This window comes from Chryseobacterium oranimense (assembly GCF_900129755.1).
Taxonomy (GTDB): Bacteria; Bacteroidota; Bacteroidia; order Flavobacteriales; family Weeksellaceae; genus Chryseobacterium; species Chryseobacterium oranimense.
Window position 1 is genome coordinate 370,868 of record NZ_FQWT01000002.1, and the last position, 20,713, is coordinate 391,580.

Annotated in this window: 18 protein-coding genes; 11 read left to right on the top strand and 7 right to left on the bottom strand. The window is 37.2% G+C overall.

Features of this window, described 5'->3' with window-relative positions; genetic code table 11:
- Positions 1–65: 65 nt before the first annotated feature.
- From BUB03_RS08215 to BUB03_RS08235, 5 genes are all read left to right on the top strand, one after another.
- Positions 66–482: a RapZ C-terminal domain-containing protein gene (locus BUB03_RS08215; protein WP_073061881.1), complete on the top strand. Its 417-nt coding sequence runs from the start codon at positions 66–68 to the stop codon at positions 480–482.
- A 75-nt stretch (positions 483–557) separates the two neighbouring features.
- Entirely contained in the window at positions 558–1,271 is a 714-nt protein-coding gene (locus BUB03_RS08220; protein ID WP_073061884.1) for a nucleotidyltransferase family protein, read from the top strand.
- Positions 1,272–1,279: 8 nt separating this feature from the next.
- The gene (locus tag BUB03_RS08225) at positions 1,280–2,032 is read left to right on the top strand and encodes an LOG family protein (protein WP_081780138.1); all 753 of its coding nucleotides are present in this window, start codon (positions 1,280–1,282) and stop codon (positions 2,030–2,032) included.
- Positions 2,033–2,138: 106 nt separating this feature from the next.
- Positions 2,139–2,561, top strand: a complete 423-nt coding sequence (locus tag BUB03_RS08230) for a DUF6702 family protein (protein ID WP_317041469.1) — start codon at positions 2,139–2,141, stop codon at positions 2,559–2,561.
- Between the two features lie 218 nt (positions 2,562–2,779).
- Positions 2,780–3,235, top strand: coding sequence for a hypothetical protein (locus BUB03_RS08235; protein WP_073061889.1), 456 nt, complete (start codon positions 2,780–2,782; stop codon positions 3,233–3,235).
- 121 nt (positions 3,236–3,356) lie between these two features.
- Here BUB03_RS08235 and BUB03_RS08240 read toward each other — a convergent pair whose 3' ends face one another.
- Both BUB03_RS08240 and BUB03_RS08245 read right to left on the bottom strand, forming a co-directional pair.
- Positions 3,357–4,748, bottom strand: a complete 1,392-nt coding sequence (locus BUB03_RS08240; protein WP_073061892.1) for a M949_1556 family lipoprotein — start codon at positions 4,746–4,748, stop codon at positions 3,357–3,359.
- A gap of 36 nt (positions 4,749–4,784) precedes the next feature.
- Positions 4,785–7,652, bottom strand: coding sequence for a carboxypeptidase-like regulatory domain-containing protein (locus BUB03_RS08245; RefSeq protein WP_073062712.1), 2,868 nt, complete (start codon positions 7,650–7,652; stop codon positions 4,785–4,787).
- Positions 7,653–7,897: 245 nt separating this feature from the next.
- Between BUB03_RS08245 and BUB03_RS08250 the strand changes: the two genes are divergently transcribed.
- Positions 7,898–9,085, top strand: coding sequence for an endonuclease/exonuclease/phosphatase family protein (locus BUB03_RS08250; RefSeq protein WP_073061895.1), 1,188 nt, complete (start codon positions 7,898–7,900; stop codon positions 9,083–9,085).
- A 52-nt stretch (positions 9,086–9,137) separates the two neighbouring features.
- On the top strand, positions 9,138–9,557 hold the full coding sequence (locus tag BUB03_RS08255) for a DUF6146 family protein (protein ID WP_073061898.1): 420 nt from the start codon (positions 9,138–9,140) through the stop codon (positions 9,555–9,557).
- Positions 9,558–9,629: 72 nt separating this feature from the next.
- On the opposite strand, the gene BUB03_RS08260 is transcribed toward BUB03_RS08255, so the two are convergent.
- Entirely contained in the window at positions 9,630–10,226 is a 597-nt protein-coding gene (locus tag BUB03_RS08260; protein WP_073061900.1) for a superoxide dismutase, read from the bottom strand.
- A 433-nt stretch (positions 10,227–10,659) separates the two neighbouring features.
- The gene (rho, locus tag BUB03_RS08265) at positions 10,660–12,477 is read right to left on the bottom strand and encodes a transcription termination factor Rho (RefSeq protein ID WP_040993385.1); all 1,818 of its coding nucleotides are present in this window, start codon (positions 12,475–12,477) and stop codon (positions 10,660–10,662) included.
- A 145-nt stretch (positions 12,478–12,622) separates the two neighbouring features.
- Here rho and BUB03_RS08270 point away from each other — a divergent pair, with 145 nt between their 5' ends.
- The 4 genes from BUB03_RS08270 (at position 12,623) to BUB03_RS08285 (ending at position 16,755) form a co-directional block, all read left to right on the top strand.
- Positions 12,623–13,012 (top strand): DUF4293 family protein, encoded by a 390-nt coding sequence (locus BUB03_RS08270; protein ID WP_073061903.1) that lies wholly within the window; start codon positions 12,623–12,625, stop codon positions 13,010–13,012.
- A gap of 426 nt (positions 13,013–13,438) precedes the next feature.
- Positions 13,439–14,359 carry a M28 family peptidase gene (locus BUB03_RS08275; protein WP_073061906.1) on the top strand — a complete coding sequence of 307 codons (921 nt, stop codon included), beginning with the start codon at positions 13,439–13,441 and terminating at the stop codon, positions 14,357–14,359.
- 191 nt (positions 14,360–14,550) lie between these two features.
- Positions 14,551–16,383 (top strand): ABC transporter ATP-binding protein, encoded by a 1,833-nt coding sequence (locus BUB03_RS08280; protein WP_040993382.1) that lies wholly within the window; start codon positions 14,551–14,553, stop codon positions 16,381–16,383.
- A 27-nt stretch (positions 16,384–16,410) separates the two neighbouring features.
- Positions 16,411–16,755, top strand: coding sequence for a DUF1801 domain-containing protein (locus BUB03_RS08285; protein ID WP_073061909.1), 345 nt, complete (start codon positions 16,411–16,413; stop codon positions 16,753–16,755).
- On the opposite strand, the gene BUB03_RS08290 is transcribed toward BUB03_RS08285, so the two are convergent.
- From BUB03_RS08290 to BUB03_RS08300, 3 genes are all read right to left on the bottom strand, one after another.
- Positions 16,752–17,522 (bottom strand): sterol desaturase family protein, encoded by a 771-nt coding sequence (locus BUB03_RS08290; protein ID WP_073061912.1) that lies wholly within the window; start codon positions 17,520–17,522, stop codon positions 16,752–16,754. The two genes, BUB03_RS08285 and BUB03_RS08290, sit on opposite strands and share 4 nt — an antisense overlap.
- 96 nt (positions 17,523–17,618) lie before the next feature.
- On the bottom strand, positions 17,619–19,409 hold the full coding sequence (locus BUB03_RS08295; protein ID WP_175547492.1) for a hypothetical protein: 1,791 nt from the start codon (positions 19,407–19,409) through the stop codon (positions 17,619–17,621).
- A 179-nt stretch (positions 19,410–19,588) separates the two neighbouring features.
- Positions 19,589–20,578: a helix-turn-helix transcriptional regulator gene (locus tag BUB03_RS08300; RefSeq protein ID WP_083538882.1), complete on the bottom strand. Its 990-nt coding sequence runs from the start codon at positions 20,576–20,578 to the stop codon at positions 19,589–19,591.
- Between the last annotated feature and the right edge of the window lie 135 nt (positions 20,579–20,713).

The following is a 20,713-nucleotide window of genomic DNA, read 5'->3' on the forward strand; positions in this document are numbered from 1 at the left end:
CAAAATCTTAACTTACCTTAAAAACTTAAAGAACCTTAATGGTTCAAATAAAAAAATAAAGAACAATGCTACACATCGACATACACAGCTTTTCGTACAAAAAAGGAGGAATTCCTAAAGATGATTCAGGAAACGGAGGAGGCTTCACCTTTGACTGCAGGGGAATCTTGAATCCCGGAAGAATTGAGGAATATAAAAGCCAGACAGGAAATGACATCGGAGTTCAGGAATACCTTGAAACAAAAACAGAGATGCCAAAGTTTCTGGAGCTGGTAAAATCTATCATCTCAATCAATATTGATAATTATCTGGAAAGAGGTTTTGAAAACCTGCAGATCAATTTCGGATGTACGGGAGGACAGCACAGATCTGTATATTCTGCGATCAAGATTGCTGAATTCATCAAAGAAAAATATCCTGAAGGAACAGAAATAAGTCTTCACCACGATGAACAGCACCAACTGAACGTGAGTAATGGGTAATGAGCAATAAGTAATATTTTACTTATTCATCAGCCCTGAAATTACTCATTACTTATCACTCATTACCCATACTATATGAAAGCTTTAATTTTCGCTGCCGGCAAAGGCACCAGGCTAAAACCCTTTACGGATCACCACCCAAAAGCCCTGGCCAAGGTAAACGGCATACCGCTTTTGGAACGGAATATCAATTATCTTAAAGGCTTCGGAATAAAAGATTTTGTGATCAATATCCATCATTTTGGAAATCAGATTGTTGAATTTTTAAATAAAAACAGTAATTTCGGATGCAACATTGAGATCTCGGACGAAACCGATGAACTGCTGGAAACCGGAGGCGGCTTGATTTTTGCTAGAAAATTCCTCGATCACGGGGAAGATTTTTTAATCATGAACGCAGATATTTTAACGGACATCAATATTAATGACCTTGTTGAGTATCACAAAAAGATAAAAGATTTTGCTACTTTAGCAGTTTCCGACAGGGAAAGCTCAAGAAAACTGCTTTTTAATGATGATATGGTTTTAAGAGGCTGGCTTAATGTTCAGTCGGGAGAACAGAGGCTTGCGGAATTCAATAAAGGCTTTAAGGCACTTGCATTCAGCGGCGTTCACTGTATCAACCCCGTTATCTTTGAAAAAATAAAGAGAACCGGCAAATTTTCTGTTATGGAAGAATATCTGGACCTGATGCAGACTGAGCATATCCACGGATTTGTGCATGACAGCATTCTGGTAGATGTAGGAAGACCCGAATCTGTAATAGTAGCCGAAAAATATTTTAAATAATTTTTGAAATGGAAATGGATGGAACCAGGGATGAAAGTTTAGTAAATCCTGCCCTTGATATAAACGAAACAAAACTTCACAATAGTCTCAGACAGAAAACCTGGGACGAAACCATCACCAAAGACAGCTGGATGGTTTTCAAAGTAATGGCCGAATTTGTAGACGGCTATGAGAAACTTGCTAAAATAGGACCTTGTGTTTCTATATTTGGCTCTGCAAGGCTGAAGCCTGAAAGCAGATATTACGAAATGGCAGTGGAAATTGCTGAAAAAATCACCAAACTTGGCTTCGGAATTATTACAGGAGGCGGACCGGGGATTATGGAGGCCGGAAATAAAGGTGCTTTTAATGCCCAGGGAAGATCTATAGGCCTTAATATTGATCTTCCGTTTGAGCAGCACTTTAATCCGTACATCAACAAATCCTATTCGATGAACTTCGATTACTTTTTTGTAAGAAAGGTAATGTTTGTAAAATATTCCCAGGGATTTGTTGTAATGCCGGGTGGCTTCGGCACGCTGGATGAGCTTACTGAAGCGATGACCCTGATTCAGACCAATAAAATCGGTAAATTCCCGATTGTTCTGGTAGGAAGTGAATTCTGGGGTGGATTACTGGACTGGTTCAAAGCAACACTCCTAAAAGAAGGAATGATTGCTGCAGATGATCTTGACTTATACCGTGTGGTAGATACGGCTGACGAGGCAGTGGCTCATATCAAGGCATTCTACGATAAGTATTCTGTGAATGTAAATTTCTAATTGGCATATTATTTGTGACCTTTATAAAACAAGTATGATTGTAAATCTATTAATTAAGATGAAAAAACTTTTATATATATCGGGAATTTTAACATTTTTTGTGTTAATGAGTTTTACGTATGTAGACTTTTTCTCTTCAATGACAAAAGTTGATTATATAGATGGAAGCAAAACATTGAAGTTTACCACAAAAATAAATACCAGCCATATTTCTGATGCTATTAAAATTAATCCTAATACAGCAGGGTTTGAAGCGGAGGTAAAAAGATATGTGAACAATAATTTTGATGTGTACATCAATGGCTCTCCAAAAACTATAACCTTCACCGGAAGTCAGGTAAGCGGAGAAACTGTATGGGTGTATTTTGAAACCGGCGGCGTGTCGGACATCAGCACTATGAAGATTAAGAATACCATTCTTTTAAGCGCCTTTCCTAAGCAGTTCAACGTAGTGAGCATTGCTTACAAAGGAAGCCAGAAAGTAATGAATTTCCAACGGGGAAAGGAAGTCAATGAAGTTTCTTTCTAAACATGGATAACTTTAAAATAACAAGCCACTGCAGATGCGGTGGTTTTTTGTTTTATCTTTACCTGAACACTTCTTCGTAGGCCGTTTTTAAATCGTATTTTATATCACAAATACCATCGGACATGCCTGTTACAGGAAGCTTATTATATGAAACCATCGCACAAACAGTTTACAGTGCAGGGAATACTATTAATCAGGAAGTAAAATAATTTTATTCAATGAAGAGAGAGAATAAGATTGTCTTAATAATAACAATCTGTGTTATAGGCTGGATTATCTATATGTTAAAGTATAAATCTATAAGCCCACCAACGGCAGTAATACTTAAAAATGCCAAATATACCGTAGGAGAAATAACTTCTGTTTATTATGGAGACAGAGCACATAGAAAAGGAAATGATTTTAGATTTAAGTATGAAAAAGAAATCATAAATGCTCATCAAGACGGAGAGTTTGTTAATGGAAGAAAGTATCTTGTTGTATACGATTCTACCAATATTAGAAATGGATTTCTCATATTAGATAAATTTGACATTACAGATTCTTTAAGTAAATATCATATTTATAAAAATTATAATTATTATGATGTTGGATGGTCATTGCAAAAAATACCATTTCAATATGATAAAAGTGATATTGACTATGAGGTAAAAATGAATCTTAGAAGTGAGTAGATTCAGGTTTGAAGAAACCCAAAATCAATAACGATCATTTATATTAAACTTATTTTAAAACCGGACAAATGAAAAAGGTCGCCTATGAAAGACGACCTATATTTAAAATACCAGATTTAGATTATTGAACCTGGATATTGTCTAATTGAATAGTTGTGGTCACCCCACTTCCGTTTCCTGTATATTCGAATAAGATATACCCGTTTCCTGTCAATGTACTAGGGATAGTATAAGTTCCTGCAGGAGCTAATGTTCCGTAACCACTGGTCGGCGTCTGCGGAATTGTAAATGCAGAGGTGATATCCGTTTTCGTTGCAGCAGTAATATCTCCCAGCGGTGTATAGTTGGTGGTATAATACACTTTTAAAGCATTACCATTCCAGAATCCAACATTCACATCAAATTTCAATGTATTTGCAGCTGTAAAGTCAACCGGTACGATGAAGTAAGTAGTATATGCCCCTGTTCCGGAATTAGCTCCCAATTGGATATATTTATTACCGCTAAATGATTTCAACTGCCAGTATCTGTTTCCTAAAAGAGGATCGTTGATATACTTAGGGAATACCTCCAGGTTGGCAGGAGTGGTTGCATAGCTTTCAAAATTTTCAAGGAAAGATCCTGAATAAGTAATTGCAGTACCTCCTTTAGGCGGAGTAGCATCTATTCTGGTTCCTTTGAAGTTAATGTCTTTCGTATTTCTGATAAGCATCTGCCATGTAGAATTATAACGGCTTACTACGAAAGTAGCATCTCCGTTTCCTGTTGGCAATAATGTAGCTCCTTCAGAGAAGAATGCAGAGTTTCTTATAGTAGCAGAATTTCCTGAACCATCTTCCAGTGTTCTGTCTGTATCTACCCCTGCACCCCCAACATAATCAATATAAGTTTTGTTTACAGGATAAATATCACCGATTGAAAACTGGGTGTTAGGAACTTTTACCAATGTATTGATGTATTGCTCGCTCTTAGCTGCAGCAAGGTTAGGCAATTCAACCGGCTTAATGTTTACTACTTCAAGGCCGCTACCACCACAAACCCCGGAAACGTATCTGCTTACCAAAGAGGCTGGAATTCTTCCGATAGCATAAGTAGGGTCCACAGAACCTATTTTTACCGTTCCCCTGTCGATACCCAGTCTCAATCCTTTGGCATTAATTCTGATGTGTGCTCCTACAGGGAAATCTGCATAGTTACTTGATTTATCAACTTCGATCTGAAGACCGGCAGTAGGATTTTCCGCCTTGTCCTGGAAAGAAATTGTTTTGTAGAAATTTCCGCTTTCGTCAGAAGAAATTACATATCCGTCAAAAATCTGATCATTAGTGATCAAAAGATATCCTGTAGCCGGAGCCTGAGCTTTGAAATCTGCAAGAGAGATGTTCGGCGAAGGAAATTTGTTTTCACACTTAATAGGTGGTGTTTCCCATTCGTCTTTTTGTACACAAGAGGTAATAGCAACGGCTGCAAAGGCAACTCCTGTTACTAAACTTAAGTATTTCTTTATGTTCATCTTAATAATTTTTAAAAGTAGTTAGTTGACTGATTATTAGAATCTAAACTGTAAATTCACAAAATATGATCTTCCCTGGGTGTACCAGTATTTCGGTGCAAACAAAGTAAACTCTCTGTCAAGATCCTGAGAGAAAGTAGGATATTTAGCATTTCTGGTCTGCTCAAATCCACCTGTGATATACTTTCTGTTATCTAAGATATTATTTACAGTCGCAGAAATTAATACATAATATTTACCAATTACCCAGGACTTTCCTGCATTAGCATTTAAGAAGAAAGAGGAGGGTAACATATTCGGCTGTAAAACTCTTCTCAGCTCAGATTCTGTTAAGCCGGAATATGGTGTGTGTGTATTATCATTCTGTACAAATGATTCTGTTCTCACCAATGCTGCAGGATCCAGGTAGTTTTGATCAAAATAGTTCCAGTTGGCACCTACCCACCAGTATTTAGGATTATTGTAGCGGAAACCTAAAGAGAATGCCTGCTGAGGAGTTCCTCCCTGACGGTAGTCTGTAATATATGCTTTACCTAGACTTGCGTAAGGAAGCCCATTGGCAAATGCACCCACAGCATCTGAAGCAAAATAAGTCATTGGATCATTCTTATAAGTATACTGTCCGATACTTGCCAGACCTTGTAGAGATAAAGTAGGTAATACCTTCACATCAACCCCCAGTTCCAAGCCCATGTTTCTTTTCTTCACATCCGTCATGATCTGGGATACAAATGCACTCTGAACGTTGGTTTGGTTACCGTCCGCATCAACACCGTTCAATGGGAGACCGTCTGCGAAGAATCTTTGAACGGTAGTTTCGTTATCCGTATCCACCAAATAACCTGTCAATCTTAATTTCAGGAATGGAGAAGAAATAACATAACTAAGGTCATTGGCATTTACCACCATGTTTTTCACTCCCGGAGCTACGGATCCGTTTACTCTCGGATTAACGAATAAATCTTCCAGATAAGGAGCCTGGGAATAATAAGCACCGTTATAAACAAAGAAGTTTCTTCCGTTTAGCTTATAGATAACCTGTCCTTTCAGACCGTAGTTCCAATAGTTATAATCAGCTCCTTTACCATAAGAGTCTTGGTATAAATAATGTTTGAACAAACCTTCTCTGTTGGAAGATGAATATCCTGCCATGGCAGAAACAAATACATCAAACTTTCCGGTTGAGAATTTCACCCCCGGGTTCACTTTCACTTCCTGTCTTCTGAAGATGTAGTCGTAACCCATTTTGTCGCCTACTCTTTTTGCTACATTATCTTCACCTTCATTAAATAAACCTGATTTTCCCGGCTGGTTGGTAGCAGCAAACGGATCTCTGTTCAGTACAAAATCAGCTCCCAAAAGGTCGTTAACTTCTCTGTACTGCTCAGAATAATAGTTTTGGTAAGATACGTTTAATAAGAATTTAGTAGTATCGGTAAAATTATGGATAAAGTGTGTTGCTGCATTCCAGATTTTATCATCGCTTACATCATTTACCATATAATACAAAGCTCTTTTGCCGGTCTGTCCATAATAGGTTCCCGGAGCCTGCTGCATATTTCTTCTGTAAAGCTTATCCCAATCCAGCTGGGTAACGCTTGTATCTCCTGACTGCCATGCTGCCAGCGCTGTTCTGTAAGCATCCTGCGCAGTGGTGGTTGTTCCATCAGGATTAGTAACGGAAGCATTAGGATCTAAAGAATCGTAATAACTTGGTAAGTTTCTGTAATAGGTAGGAGACGGGTTCTGAACATTCTGCCAGTCTAAACGGGATCCTTTGTCTTTCCCGAACTGATAAGAAACAGATGTCCAAAGACTTGATTTTTTATTGATTTTCCAGAAATCCTGAATCTGGAAGATCGGCTGGAAACCTTTTCTTACCCTTTCGCTTCTCTGCTCTCCGTCCTGATATCCCCAATAAGAGTTATAGTGTACCCCTCTGTAATCATATACTTCCTGGGTGCTCGGGCTTGAAGTGGATCTTCTGTAAGGCGCTCCGATAAAGTTGAATGTCATTGAATGCTTGTCACTAAACTTTTTCTCAATTCCTAAATAAGTTCCATAGGCATCATAGAAAGTTCCGTCCTGGATCCCTTCTTCTGCCCATCTTCTTGCTCCCATCACAGTAAACGCCCATCCGGATTTGCTCATTCCTGAGCTGTATCTTAAAGAAGTTCTGTTTCTGTAATTTCTATTCGTTAAAGACTGAGTAAACTGAAAACCTTTTCTATACTCACTGGCTTTTGTATTTTTATAAACAACCGAACTGTTTCCACCAAATGCGTATTCAGACGGAGAATGGTTGGATGAGATTTCAGGATATCTTGTAATCTCGTTAAGACCTCCCCAGTTTCCGAAATCTACGTTTCCGTTATCTGATTTTACCATGGAAATACCATTAAGCATGGTCTCTCCCATTCTTCCATCAATCCCTCTTGGACGGAACCAATAAAATCCTAAATCAAACGCAGCAATTCTGCTGAAAATGTCCTGAGACGATTGCAGCAAACCTACCGTAGATGCCTGGCCGCTATTGCTGTCTTCATCATCACCATCACTATCAATAATGGCTAGTCCCTGATCTGCACTGGTAAGCGCAGAATATAGAGTAATTGCCCCCAGATCCTTTCTCTTCTCATTGGCTACATCAAACTCCATTACTTTTGTTTCGTAATTCGGCTTGGTAATCACAATTTGGTAATGTCCCGGTTGTAGATCCACAAATTGGAAATATCCAATTTTGTCAGCCGTTACATCATTTTCGCTCCCTTTAAGATCTACTTCCGCCTTTTCAACAGGCTTTCCCTCGGCATCCTTAAGATACGCAAACACAGTAGTCTGCGCAAAATAAAATGATGCAGGAAGTAAAGTAAATAAAGAGACTAATGATAGTTTTTTAATCATGAGTATATTATTTTTTTTAATACTTTTCTTCTTAATTCTCAACAGTTTAAAAGTTGGGGGCACAAATTTAATCAAAATTTGGAATTTCCAATTTTTTTAACATTGTTTTTTCTTAACATTGCAATCTTTTATGATTCATTATGTAAGAGAATTGTTTTATCTTGTTTTAAATTTACAAATATTTAAAATGCATTGAATTAAAAAAAGGTAAATTTGTCGTTTAAATAATTTTAATACTCTAGAGGATGAAGAGATTTATGAGTTTTATGGCTGTTATTTTTTCAATAATGGCTTTTACACAACAGGGGAAGCTTAGAAAAGTGGCTACTGTTGGCTTTTTGAATGTAGAAAACCTTTGGGACACTATCCGTTCTGCAGATTATATTGATGGTACTAAAGATATTAGCAATCCAGCTTTCCACAGAAGCATTCCGCTTGATTCCATTAAATTTTTGGAGGCTGAAAAGTATGACGGTCCCTGGAGCGATGGTGCTTTAAAAGGTAAAAAAGCAGTAAGATACCAAAGCGGATCAGATGAATTTACACCCAACAGTGCAAAGAACTATAATACTAAAGTATATAAGGCAAAACTTGCCAATGAAGCCAAAGTAATTTCCGAAATGGGTGCCCAGTATACAAAAACAGCACCGGCAGTAGTAGGACTTATTGAAGTGGAAAACAGACAGGTAATTGAAGATCTTGTGAAGCAGCCAGCTCTTGCCAAATACGACTACGGAATTATCCATTACAATTCTTATGACTACAGGGGAATTGATGTTGCATTAATTTATCAGAAAAGAAGATTCACCCCAACCAATTCGTTGAAAAAAGAACTGAAAATTTTCGGTGATGACGGTAAAAGGGAATACACAAGGGATATTTTGGTGGTAACCGGCTTCCTTGATAACGAAAAGGTAGCATTTTTCATGAATCACTGGCCATCAAGAAGAGGCGGTGAAGCGGTTTCATTGCCGAAAAGAAATGCGGCTGCCACTTTATTGAAACAGCAGATGGACAGTATAAGAACATTGGACCCTTCTACAAAGCTTTTTGCAATGGGTGACTTTAATGATGATCCTGTAAGCGCAAGTTTAAAAAATTATTTAAAAGCTGTAGCAAGCCCTAAGGACCTGAGCGAAACTACACCTTACCTTAACTTAATGTATCCTCTGTATAAAAAAGGAATTGCTTCACTGGCTTACCAGGATGCTCCCAACTTATTCGACCAGATCATTGTTTCTAAAAATCTAATGTCGGATCAGGTAACAAAAGAATACTCAGTATATAAAGCCGAAATCTTTGCTCCGCCTTATCTGGTAAACAAAGAAGGCAACTACAAAGGTTATCCTTTCAGGTCCTGGAACGGAGACCAGTTTACCGGAGGATACAGTGACCACTTCCCGGCATTTGTAATTCTTCAGAAAGAACCATAAAAAATTAACTTAGGCACTCATTTTGAGTGCTTATTTTATATAATCTTTTATTATGAAAAATCTTATTCTATTGTTTTTCTTAGCTTTAATTCCTTTCAGCTGTTTTTCCCAGGACAGTACTAAGAAGGAAGAAGAAAAATCTGAAATGAAGCCTTCTAAGAATGAAGACGGAGAATGGGACCTTACCGTGATCGATACCCAATTCGATTATTTTCTGAATGCTGTGGCCAAGCCCATAAGCCAATATTCGGAATCTTATCTGAAAACCAAAAACTCATTCCTCGTTGCTGAGTGGAATTCTTACTATAATTCAGGAAAATACCGGAATATTATAGAATCCGGAATAGATTATGATCCCAGAGAAAATTATGGAATTAAGTTCGAATACAAGCTTTATCAGGTTTTTGCCTATGTGAGCTGGAAATACGGATTGAGAATGAACGGACTTTCAGGAAGTGATGCCATGAGATAATACTTTCTTAAACCAAAATAAAAAAGGTTCAGAATTTCTTCTGAACCTTTTTATTTTTATAATAGCTGAAAATTATTTGTTGAATAATTCCTCTACTTTATCCCAGTTTACTACGCTGAAGAAAGCAGCAACATAATCTGGTCTTCTGTTTTGGTAATTTAAATAATAAGCATGTTCCCAAACATCCAATCCTAAAACAGGAGTTCCTTTAACATCTGCAACCGGCATTAACGGATTATCCTGGTTTGGAGTAGAAGAAACAGATACGGAACCGTCAGAATTTTTAACTAACCAAGCCCATCCTGAACCAAATCTTGTTTTAGCAGCCTCAGAAAAATCAGTTTTGAATTTTTCAAGGCCTCCGTAAGCTTCAATAGCTGCTTTTACGTTTCCTACAGGTTCTTTGCTTCCTCCAGGAGTTAAAATTTCCCAGAATAAAGAGTGGTTAAAGTGCCCTCCTCCATTATTTCTTACAGCCGGCTTGTCAGTTCCTGTCTGGCAGATCTCTTCGATAGTTTTACCAGCCAGTTCAGTTCCTTCAATTGCTTTATTTAAATTGTCAATATAAGCCTGGTGATGTTTTGTATGGTGGATTTCCATAGTTCTCGCATCAATGGTCGGCTCTAATGCATCGTATGCATATCCTAATTTAGGTAATTCAAATGACATAATCTTTATTTTTAATGTTATAGTCAAATTTAGCCAATATTTAAGCGATAATCAAAAACTGGGCATTACTTTAATAAATCTTTAACATTGATATATTGATTTAGAATGAATTAATTTTTTTAAAGTAAATAAGTTAAACATTATAATACAGCATGCATTCTAAAACTTGTGATTTTTTTAAACGCAAAGTTTCATGTTAATACTGCAATATATGTGGATGCAAAGTAAAATCAATCTTCGATTGATTGAATAAGCGCTCGCATTACCAATCGCTTAATCAGCGGCGAAGCCGGCATCTTTGCTCTACTTAAAAATAATACGGTTCGGATGTAAAACTCTGCGTTAAAAATCCTTTCGGAATTTAACTTCAATAATTAAAAAAGCACGGAAATCAAAGATTTTCGTGCTTTTATTAACAAACAATTAAATTAATCTATTTATTCATAGACATCAGGAATTCTTCATTATTTAAAGTTCCTCTGATGTTTTTATTTACAAATTCCATTGCTTCCACAGGGTTCATTTCAGAAAGATATTTTCTTAAAATCCACATTCTCTGTGAAGTAACTTCATCTAAAAGAAGATCATCCCTACGCGTACTTGAAGCTACAAGATCAATGGCAGGATAAATTCTTCTGTTCGCAATTTTTCTGTCAAGCTGAAGTTCCATGTTACCAGTACCCTTGAATTCTTCAAAGATTACTTCATCCATTTTGGAACCTGTATCAATTAACGCTGTAGCAATAATAGTTAATGAACCACCTCCTTCAATCTTTCTCGCTGCCCCGAAGAATCTTTTCGGCTTGTGAAGTGCATTGGCATCCACACCACCCGATAAAACTTTACCGGACGCAGGAGTAACGGTGTTATAAGCTCTGGCTAACCTTGTAATTGAATCCAGTAAAATCACCACATCGTGCCCGCATTCAACCATTCTCTGTGCTTTTGCTAAAACCAGGTTCGCAACTTTTACGTGCTTGTCGGCAGCTTCATCAAATGTAGAGGCAATGACCTCAGCATTTACGCTTCTTTCCATATCGGTAACCTCTTCAGGACGTTCGTCGATCAGAAGGACCATCATATAAACTTCCGGGTGATTGGCTGCAATAGAGTTGGCAATATCTTTAAGGAGCATCGTTTTACCTGTTTTAGGCTGGGCAACGATCATTGCTCTCTGTCCTTTCCCTATTGGTGCGAAAAGATCTACAATTCTTGTTGATAAAGTAGATTCATTTCCTGCAAGATTGAATTTTTCTTCAGGGAAAAGAGGTGTTAAATATTCAAATGCAACACGGTCTTTAATGAAGGCAAGGTCACGTCCGTTTACTTCTGTAGGCTTTAATAATGAGAAATATTTTTCACCTTCTTTCGGAAGTCTTACAATTCCTTTAACGGTATCTCCGGTTTTCAGTCCAAAGTTTCTGATTTGTGCTGTAGAAACATACACATCGTCAGGAGATGAAATATAGCTGAAATCCGATGAACGAAGAAACCCGTAATTATCCGGAAGAATTTCTAAAACACCTTCAATACTTACCATTCCATCGAAATTGAACTCTTTTCTGTGTTCCGGATGTTCTTCTGCCTTTTCAGCATGCTGTCTGTGCTGATTCTGGTTCGGATTCTGGTGTTGATTTTGATTTTGATTCTTATGCTGGTTTCCGCTGTTTTGCGGATTATTGTGTCCTTTCTGTTGGGATCTTGCCTGAGATTGAGGGATATTAGGCTTTTCTTCTGATGGGGCAGATTCCTGAGGTTCTGCATTTTTAGGAGCTTCTGCTCTTTCCTGGGGAGTTTCTGTATTGCCTGTATTGGCAGTTACTCTTTTTCTTTTTTTCTTAACCTGTGACGAATTGTTTTCTTCAGGAGCGACAGCTGTTTCAGGCTTAGGCTGTTCTGCTCTTATTTCTTCAGCTGCCGGTACTTTTTCTTCTGCTTTTTCTACAGTTTTCGGAGTTTCTTCCACTGGAGCTTTTACTTCTGCTTTGGGTTTGGCAGGCTGTCTTTTAGGCGCTGCTTTTTTTACAGGGGCCTTGGCAGGTTTTTCTGCCGGTTGTTCTTCAGTATTCATACTGGTTTCTGTGGCGTTGAAATAATCTTTTGCAACTTTAGGGTTAGAAGCCTGAAAGTCAAGAACGGCAAAGATTTTATCATTTTCATTGCTGTTTCTAGCAACTTTAACGCCTAAATCTTTTAAGATTTTAGTCAGTTCCGTTACGGATTTTGACCTTAACGTTTCTATGTTAAACATACTTAATGTAAAAATGTAATTAATTGTGAGTAAGAAAAGTAAGTCCGGTGACTTTTGTTTTCAAGTACATATGTATAATGCAAATCTACACTAATTTTTGAATTGTGCAAAATTTATGTTATTTTTGCCCAGTATTTAATAATCAATGTTACAGAGAATACAGACTATATGGACTCTTTTGGCAGTTTTGGCTGCTGTTTTCCTTTTCATTACAGGACAGGATGTTGATGTTTTTGGCCATATTCCGGTGATCAATATCAGCTGTATTGTGCTTGTTTTGACAGGTGCATTGAGTATTTTCAGTTTTAAAAACAGAAAAAGACAAATTTTGCTGAATACCATCAGCATCATTATAAACGCTTTGTTGATTGGCGTATTGGCGTACTGGTTACTAAACTTATCCGGAGGAATCCAGATTCCTGAGAAGGGTATTGAGCCGGTTTTCCCATTAATCGCGGTAATAAGTCTGCTTATTGCAAACATGTATATCCGCAGAGATGAGAGGCTCGTGAAATCTGTAGACCGACTTCGATAGCCTTACAACGATTTTTTGAGTGAGAACAGTTCCGAAAGGGACTGTTTTTTTTACCTAAGTTTTTTTGACACAAAGTTTCATATTCGAACCGTATTATTTTTAAGTGAAGAAGATGCCGGCTACACCGTTGATTAAGCAGCAGGTAATAAGAGCGCTTATTCAATCAATCGAAGATTGATTTTCACTATGCATCCTTAATTTTTACATTTTTAAATTAAACTTTGCGTTTAAAATAAACCATTAAGGCTTCTTAAGTTTTTAAGAATATTAAGTTCAGCTTCGCTCAAAAGTAAATGATTTTCTTAATTATACTTAATCCCTTCAATCTTCTTAATGGTTCAAATATATGCTCGCCAAATAATTTTATATCATTTTATGCAACTTTTACGTTAAAAGTACGACTGATTTTATAAATTATATCCAAAAATGAAAAAACTAACCTATCTGGCCCTGTCATTCTGCTCAGTATTTACGTTTGCACAGGAAGTTTCAAAAGAAAGAGTAACCACCATACTTTCAACACTGGCTTCAGACGAAATGAAAGGCCGCGAAATCGGGACTCCTGAAAATGATAAGGCAGCAGAATATATTGCCAAACTTTTTAAAGAGAACAATCTGGAGTACTGCACCGGGAACTCTTACCTGATCCCTTTTGAGTATAAAGGAAAGAAGGCTTATAATGTATGCGGAATTAAAAAAGGAAAAACGGATAAATATTTAGGGTTCTCAGGACACTTTGACCATATCGGGACAAGTGATAAAACCGGAGATAATATATACAACGGTGCGGATGATGATGCCAGCGGAATTACTACTTTAGCAGGAATTGCGGATTATTTTAAAAATAAAAACCCGGAATTTTCAATGGTGTTCATGGCCTTCAACGGTGAAGAAAAAGGAATGCTGGGATCAAGAGCGATTTCTACAGATCCCGCTTTGGATAAGATATACAATAATATGACTGCTCTTTTCAATTTTGAAATGGTAGCCACGGAATCCCAGTTCGGAAAAAATGCTCTTTTTATGACAGGTGACGAGTTTTCCGATTTCGATGAACTGTTTAACAAGTATGCCGCAAACGGATTAAAAATCAATCCGGATCCATATGCTGCCCAAAAATTATTTTACAGATCGGATAATGTAAGTTTTGTAAAGAAAAAGATCATAGCTCACTCATTCTCTACGGTTGATATGACGAAAGCTTCCCATTACCATAATGAAAGTGATGATGTGAAAGTGGTAGATTTTGATAATTTAACCACGATTATAAACAATGTAGGAAAAACTTTAGAAAAACTGACTCCCCAGAATTTTGCTCCGAAGTATAATGACAAAGTGAAATTTTAAACAACAGATAACCAACACAAGACCGCCGGAATGGCGGTTTTGTCGTATTCCATATGGTATCTATCACGAAAAATTAAACAACCGTTTGTAACAAAATACAATTGACAGAAACATATTAATTAAAGTAAAACAGGATTAAGAACGTCATTTCCTTTAATTTTACGTAATTTTGCTATCCAATTTTTCATTGAATGAAACCATTACAAAGAATACTTTATTTCGCGAAACCGCATCAAAAATACCTTTTCGGAAGTATGTTTTTCAATATCCTGTACTCTTTACTGAATATCCTGTCGGTGGGAACCATGCTTCCTATTCTGGGACTGATGTTCGGTACAATTGAAAAACAGTCAAAAGAACCGGTATGGAGCGGAGCTTTCGGAGATTATTTCAATTATATTAAAGACAAGGCCTATTATTTTGTACAGGTCCAGATTGATCAGCATGGCGCTGTTTATGTACTTGCTGTTCTTTGTGCGATTACCGGGGTTTCTTTTTTATTAAGAAATATTTTCAGGTATATAGGAGCTTTCCTTCTGGTAAATTACCGTGTGGGGATTACCCGCGACCTTCGTACTGCGATGTATAATAAATTCCTGCAGCTTCCTGTTTCATTCTTTACGGAACAGAGAAAGGGAGATATGATGTCCAGGATCTCCAATGATATCGGAGGTGTGGAAGGTGGAATTATGGGAGTACTGGTAGATATCATCAACGCTCCGTTCATGATTATCTCGTCATTGATTGCCTTATTTTTACTGTCTCCTCAGCTGACGCTGTTTTCACTGGTGGTTTTTCCGGTTATGGGACTGCTGATCTCCTGGACGGGGAAAAGCTTAAAAAAGCAGGCTCATTTTGCCCAGGCTGAACTGGGAAACCTTTTTTCACTGGTAGACGAAACTTTAAAATCTTCCAAAGTAATCAAGATCTTCAATGCAGATAAGATTCTTAAAAACAGGTTCAACGAAACAACAACCAACTGGCAGAATTTCGCCATAGATATGAGCCGAAGAAGGGAACTTGCCTCTCCTATGAGCGAATTCCTAGGTTCTATTACCATACTTATCATTACCTGGTATGCAGGAACTCAGATTTTAGAGGAGCAAACTATGAAACCTCAGGCTTTCCTGGTTTTCATCGGAATGTTCTTCCAGATCCTGGATCCTGCTAAAAAACTTTCCAGTGCAATCTCTTCCATTCAGGGAGGAATGGCCAGTCTGGAAAGAGTGGCTGAAGTCCTTGATTATGATTTAAAAGTGGAGGAAATTGCAGAACCGATTTCTATTTCTACACTGAACAATCAGATTGAATTTAAAAACATTGGATTCTATTATGATAAGGACAATGTAATTCTTAAAAATTTCTCACTGATCATTCCTAAAGGAAAAACCATAGCTCTTGTAGGGCAAAGTGGAAGCGGAAAAACGACAATCGCCAATCTTCTTGCACGATTCTATGATGTCAATGAGGGGGAAATTTTAATTGACGGAATCGATATCAAGCATTTAAAATTAAAGGAATACCGCCAGCTTTTGGGAATGGTAACCCAGGAATCCGTATTATTCAACGATTCGGTTTACAACAATATTCTGATGGGTAAACCTGATGCTACAAGGGAAGAAGTAATTGAAGCAGCAAAAATTGCCAATGCAGATACTTTCATTACCAATCTTCCTGAAGGGTATAATTCCAACATCGGCGATGATGGAAATAAGCTTTCCGGAGGTCAGAAACAAAGGGTTTCTATTGCCAGAGCAGTATTGAAAAACCCACCTGTGATGATTCTGGATGAAGCTACTTCTGCCCTGGATACGGAATCTGAAAGATTTGTTCAGGATGCCCTGGATAAAATGATGGAAAACAGAACATCCCTTGTCATTGCGCACAGACTTTCAACTATTCAGAAGGCAGACTGGATCGTAGTGATGGAGAAAGGAATTGTAGTAGAACAGGGAACACACCATGACCTTATTGCCAAGAAAGGCATGTATCATAAGCTGGTGGAACTTCAAAATTTCGACTAATCGTTTACTGAATTCAATTTCACTTAAATGAACCCTATACAAGAGTACTTCTACAGAATCGATGAGCCTGAAAGAAGTACTCTCTTGTTTTTAAGGAAAATGATCCTGGAATCTGATCCGGATCATATTACAGAAACTTTCAGCTTTGGGCTGCCTTTTTTCAAGTATAAAAAGAAAATGCTGTGTTATCTCTATTACAGCAAAAAGTATAAGCGGCATTATATAAGTTTTTATCACGGGGACAGGATTCATTACCCTGAGCTTATCCAGGACGGCAGAAAGAAGTTCAAGATCCTTTTAATTGATATGGATAAAGACTTACCCGTTTCTTTCATTATGAACATCATTGATGATATAAAACAGTACATCTAGCCCTGTTTTCCGAATCGTTTTTCCTGGATATGGTCATATATTTTTACATAATCCGGGTTTTCAGTTTTCATTATTTTGTCCCAAAATCTGAAATACAACCCGTAATTTCCTTTAAATTTATTGTGATGCATATTATGATAGACGGATGTATTGATAATGTTGAAAAGAAAAGAAGCCCTCAGCCATTTCGGGGCAATTTCATATCCTAAATGCCCATAAATATTGATTGCCAGAGAGCTTATAATAAATATATAAATACTAATGGGGTGCAGAGGAATTATAAATAGCAAAATAGGAACAATCAAGCCTTCACCAACAGCTTCAGCGATATGAAATGAATAAGCAGCAAACGGGCTGGGGTTGGTAGATTTGTGATGAATAAGATGCACGTATTTAAAGATCTTTTTGTGATGTAAAAGCCTGTGCAACCAGTAAAAATAGGTGTCGTGGATAAACAATCCCAAAAAGATGCTTGCGATCAGCCAATATATCGAGTATTCGTCAATATTTCTGTAGAGTTTGGTGTATTGATTCAGAGAAGTGCCGGTTACCAGTAAAATTAAAAACGTCATCACGAGAGATGAGATCACGGAATGAAAAATCTCTCTTATAATATCTCTCTTTTTGATTTCTTTCTGCTGGATTTTAGCATTATACAGTATTTTTCTAAACATGATATAACATATCCAGTAATATAATCCTGCCAGGAAAAAATAATACAGAAGCCCTGTAGAGGTCAGGTCAAAAAAATCTTTTATGTATTTCATGGTTTCTATATTAAAAATCGTAAAACACCAATGCTGCCATAACATTGGTGTTTATCTTTTGTTTTTTATATGGAGAAGCTATCCGGAAACCGCTGTCTATTGCGTATTGATCCCGTTAGTTTCTGCCTGCTTGATAGCCCACGCCAGCATATTTGCAAACAATATTGAATTTTGCACCTGCATGCTTCCTGCCGCATAACCGTTACCGGCAGAACCATATACCGTTTTCTGTACCGGGAAATATCCTCCTGAGCTTGGGGCAACAAACGGCTCTATGGTATTACTTAGATATTGATTCCCATTTGCATTTTCGTTACTTAGAAATCCACCGTCTCCGAACCAGATGAAATTTAATGATGTATGTCTTAATCCTGAAATCCCGGTTCTTGAAGTCACATCATTTATAGGCTGGGCATAGCTGTATGGAATAAAACCACTTGTTAAACCTGATATGTTTATCGTTGTGGAAGCATCTTCACCCCAGTTTTTACCTCTTACATCACCAAAAGGTCCGTTCAGGATTGGATCATTTGTATTTACAAGTGTATACACCGAACCTGCACCGCTTCCGTTGCCAGCAGAGATTGTCGGGTCTGAGAAGATTGCCCGCATCATGTTTCGGGAAGAAGGTGAGTCATCTTCAAATGCAATTACCACTCCTTTATTGTTCAGATAATTTGCAATATATCCGGCAGCAGTCGCATCAGGGGTGTATGGATAACCTATAATTACAATATCCGGTTTAGCGTTTAATGAGGTTAATAACGTAGCATTACTCGGATTGGATCCTAATGAAGTATGGGTATATCCTCCGGATTTTACAATACTGGACACTGTCGTTCCGAAGTTGGTAGGAGAATCCATCAGGCTTCTGGAAGGCCCTGTATAAGCACTATATCCGTAAGCTGTTTCAGCACCGATATGCAGAACTTTTTTTACAGGAATTGTCATTACTACCGTTACATTACATGTTGTTGCGCCGTCTGCACTATTGGAGGTAATGGTCATTACTTTATCTGCGGTAGAAGTCGGAGTTCCTGTACCTGATAAAGTTACATTCTGGTTACCTGTAGCAGTAAAGGTTCCTGATCCACTGAAAGAAATACCATCTATCGTATTTGTTGTGATGGAATAACTTCCTAAGGCAGATACCACGACCGGCAGAGTAATGGTATTACTGGCCGTTAAGGCTGTTCCTTTAGTATATACCCCGTTTACAGTAGCACTTCCACAAGATATTGAATACGTTCCTGCAGAGCTTAAAACATTTACAGTAACAGGAGGTGTACAGGTAACATCTACCCCGTTTGCAGAAAGCCCTACTGTATTTACCTGTACTGCTGCGGGTGTACCTTGTCCGGGAACCTGGACAGTTTGTATACCTGTGTTCAGGAAAACTCCTGTCCCGTAAAAATTATAGCCGTTGGTGGTTGTACCGGTAATTGTATAATTTCCGATTTTAGTTACGTTAACAGATATACTCAGATAATTGGAAGCTGTTAATTCTTTGCCCTGAATATAGGTTCCCATTGCCTTGGAATTCGAGCAGTCTATGGTAAAAACCGATTTCCCGATTTGTCCGCAGACACTTTTCCACTCACTGTCTGCAAGGCTCCAGTAATTGTAGCAGTCTTCACTGGTATTGAAAATGGTAAGGCCATCATCCTTTGCAGGGTTTATAACAATGGCATCTCTTTGACTTTCTGTGAGACGGGGAATCAGAATTCCTTTGTTGTTATTGCCCGATATTACATCCAGCACACTGTTGGCGTTGGGAGAAGTAGTATTAATGCCGACTGCTCCATTGGTAGTTTGTGAGTAAAACTTTCCAAAAACCAGAAACAAACCCAGAAGTATGATTCTGATTTGAATTGTAGATTTTGTCATCATTGTATTTTAATTATTTTGTTATTTGCCGTTTTAACTTTTGTATTGCGTTTTTTAAAAATATATCACCAAAAAATTATTTTGGCTTATGACATGCAAAGTTATCTACAGCTATCCTGGATAACTAAAATATGACTACGCAAGTCTACGCACGAGTAGAAAAACTCATAACAGAAGGCTTATATCTTGAGTATAAAATTGTTGATATTAATATCCGAAGGGATATCCAGCTTCTTTCTTATCCTGTACTTTCTGCTTTCGATTGCCCTTACACTGCTGTTGGTGCACAATGCAATTTTTTTGGTATCAAAGTTCAGTCTCATTAACGCACAGATATGTATTTCTGAACTGATAAGGCCGGAGTTTATCTTCAAAAGGCTGGGCATGAAATCCGGGAAATAGATCTGAAATTTTTCCAGAAAAAGAGGTGAATCCATTTCTGCCAGTTCTAAAATTTCGGCAATATTATCTTCTGTAAGATTATTATTAATGATCTGCTGTTTCATCAATTCATTATTGGTCTTGAGCAGATCTTCAATCGTGGAGTTTTTAATTTCCGTCTCCTTCATTAAACCGTTGATGAGTTTATCTTTTTGGTGGATAAAGGATATATCGATGAGAAATGTGGTAAAGGAAAAAATAATATTCAGCAAACGTATTATTTTAAAGTCTGCATTCATAATATATTGGCTTCTCGGTAAAAAGTTCAGTTCAAAAAATAAACATCCGATGAAGTTTAGGGCAATAATGGCTACGATAAACAATATGGAATGATAATCTTTCTTATAATTGAAAAAGAAAGGAAGCGCAAACAGAATTGAAAAGTAGAAATATTCAACACCGGCGTTCCTGGAAGTATATATGTAGAAAAAACTTACTATAAAAGTCAGGATAATAAAAACGATGATGATGGTCTTTTTTAAAATTTTACGGTACCTGCTGATCTTTCCTTCAATGGATATTAAAACAAACCAGAAAAAAGTAATAACGGTGAGAAATACAGAACTTACTGCATCTCCAAAAAAAAGGATAATAAATACCGAATAAAATAAAAACAGTAAAAAAAGAAATATCAGATAACGGTTGATCAGTTTCGCATAATTCCGTTCAAAATCGTTATCAAAAACCTCATTTTCACTGTTCATTATTTTAGAAATTTTTTTCATCATATTCTAAACATTTAAAAATGGATTTTAAAAAAATACGCAGGTAGACATTTGGACATATAAATTTATAAAATATCAAGATTTATTATTAAAATATTTACAACAAAACATATTTTTCAATAAAAAATCTACAAATCA